Annotated in this window: 2 protein-coding genes; both read left to right on the top strand. The window is 65.7% G+C overall.

Annotation, left to right across the window (positions count from 1 at the left end; all coding sequences use genetic code 11):
- Nucleotides 1-57: 57 nt before the first annotated feature.
- Nucleotides 58-963 carry a tyrosine-type recombinase/integrase gene (locus WH91_RS19770; RefSeq protein ID WP_046172740.1) on the top strand — a complete coding sequence of 302 codons (906 nt, stop codon included), beginning with the start codon at nucleotides 58-60 and terminating at the stop codon, nucleotides 961-963.
- 4 nt (nucleotides 964-967) lie between these two features.
- Nucleotides 968-2,167: an IS91 family transposase gene (locus tag WH91_RS19765; RefSeq protein WP_046172739.1), complete on the top strand. Its 1,200-nt coding sequence runs from the start codon at nucleotides 968-970 to the stop codon at nucleotides 2,165-2,167.
- Nucleotides 2,168-2,455: the final 288 nt, after the last annotated feature.

Here is a 2,455-nt window from a genome sequence, read left to right as displayed (position 1 = left end):
TTGATCGAGCGGCAGCTGATCTGACCATGGAGTTCCCTTCAACGAGAGGAACTTGCCATGGCTACTCTATCGACCGAGGCTCCTACCAGGCCGCTTCGCCAGCGGATGCAGCAGGATATGCTGATGCGCGGGCTGGGCTCGCATACCCAGCACGACTATGTTCGTCACGTCCGGCGCTTCGCCGCTTTTCTGGGGCGCGCTCCGGACGCAGCCACCCCCGAGGACATCCGGCGCTTCCAGCTTTATCAGCATGAGAACGGCGTCGGACCGGCGACCATCAATGGCGCGGTCTCGGCCCTGCGCTTCTTGTTTGAGGTGACGCTGAAGCGGCGGGATTTGGCCCGCGCGCTGGTGATCACCCGCTATCCGCGCAAGCTGCCCGATGTGCTGAGCGTGGAGGAAGCGGCGCGGCTGCTCCAGGCGGTGCCAACCATCAAGTACAAGGCCGCGCTCGGGGTCGCTTATGGCGCCGGCCTGCGCGTCTCCGAGGTTGCCCACCTCAAGGTGGACGATATCGACTCAACCCGCATGCTGATCCGGGTCGAACAGGGCAAAGGGCGCAAGGACCGCAACGCCATGCTCTCGCCCCAGCTCCTGGAGCTGCTGCGGCTGTGGTGGCGTGAAGGCAGGCAGTTGGGTGTGATGCTGCCCCATGGCTGGCTGTTCCCCGGCCGCAGTTGCACCGATCCGATCTCGTCGCGGCAACTGCATCGTGCCGTGCAGGAGGCCGCCGAGGTCGCCGGCATCCGCAAAAAGGTCAGCCCGCACACGCTGCGGCACAGCTTCGCCACTCATCTGCTTGAGGAGGGCGTCGATATCCGCGTCATCCAGGTGCTGCTCGGGCATAGCAAGCTTGAGACCACCGCGCTCTACACCAAGGTCTCGACCCGGACGATCCACGCGGTCACAGGGCCGCTCGACCGGCTGATGGCACTGATGGAAGGCAAGACCCCTCCCGGCTGAGCCGGTGCGCGCCGCCATCGAGGTCGCCGATATCTTCCGCGCTGCCGGCCCTGCCTATCGGGTCGCTCATGCCGGGCATCTGAGCTTGGACCAGCTCAAGGTGATGTCGGCGATCGAGACCTGCCGCACCGCTGCGCTTGGCGGTCACGTCGAGGCCTGCCAGGACTGCGGGCACCAGCGGATCGCCTACAACAGCTGTCGCAACCGGCACTGTCCCCGGTGCCAGGGCGCCGCTGCACGCACCTGGCTGGAAGCGCAAGAGGTCAACCTCCTGCCGGTCGGCTACTTCCATGTCGTCTTCACATTGCCCGCCGAGATTGCCGACATCGCCTTCCAGAACAAGGCGCTCGTCTACGATCTGCTGTTCCGCACCGCATCGCAGACCATGCTGACGATTGCCGCCGATCCAAAACACTTGGGCGCCCGCATCGGCATCACCGCCATACTCCACACCTGGGGCTCGGCCATGACCCACCATCCCCATATCCACATGATCGTGCCGGGCGGCGGCATCGCGCCAGATGGGCAATGGATCTCATCGCGGCCGGCGTTCCTGCTCCCGGTGCGGGTGCTCGGGGCCCTGTTCCGCCGACTGTTCATCACCCGGCTACTCGAACTTCACGACGGTGGACGGCTCGCCTTCTTCGGCAAAATGGCCGCGCTCATCGACCGCCGTGCTTTCCAGCGTCACCTCGCGCCGGTCCGCAGGAAGCGCTGGGTGGTGTATGCCAAGCCGCCCTTCGCCAGCCCCCAAGCCGTCATGGCCTACCTCTCCCGCTACACCCATCGGGTCGCGATCTCAAACAGCCGCCTCATCGGGTTCGACTGGACTGGGGTCACCTTCCGCTACAAGAACTATCGCCGCAGCGGTGCCGATCGACAGCAGGTCATGACCCTTGCCGCCGATGAGTTCATCCGCCGTTTCCTCATCCACGTCCTGCCGCGTGGGTTTCACCGCATCCGCCATTACGGCCTGCTCGCCAGCTCCACCCGCAAGGGCTGCCTTGCCCAGGCCCGCGATCTACTCCAGGTCGCGCCGGCGCCGGACGAACCGGCGGCCGAAGAGCCCGCAGACCAGCGGCCACCATGCCCTTGCTGTGGCGGCACCATGGTGATCATCGAGACCTTCGCCTCCGGGTGCCAGCCGCGCGCACCACCTGCAGCCAAGCCCTCGAACCGGGAGACCGTCCATGACCCGGCATGACCCCCATATTGCAACGGCCGCGCCATGCCACCGGTCGTCAGGCCCGGCTGCGCGCAGCGCCGCAATCACGGTCATTCTGCACGCCAATCTCGTCGCGACCATAATTACCAAGGCCCGGACCGGGCCAGGATGCCGGCTCGTCGACACTCCCACCACGCCATGCGCCCCTGTTCGAGGCACGCACTCGATCACCCCAAAACAGCAAAACCCATAGCGCAACACCTGCGGACCACGGGTTCCTGCATGAGAGGCTTTCGTACGCCAAGAGGCACCCGAAACCCTTCACCA

Source organism: Devosia psychrophila, assembly GCF_000971275.1.
Classification (GTDB): domain Bacteria; phylum Pseudomonadota; class Alphaproteobacteria; order Rhizobiales; family Devosiaceae; genus Devosia; species Devosia psychrophila.
Note: the sequence above shows the minus strand (reverse complement) of the source record. Positions and strands in the feature narration are given on the sequence as shown.

Excerpts from the sequence above, each read along its gene's own strand:
- WH91_RS19770 (WP_046172740.1), top strand. The coding sequence starts at position 58 with ATGGCTACTCTATCGACCGAGGCTCCTACCAGGCCGCTTCGCCAGCGG.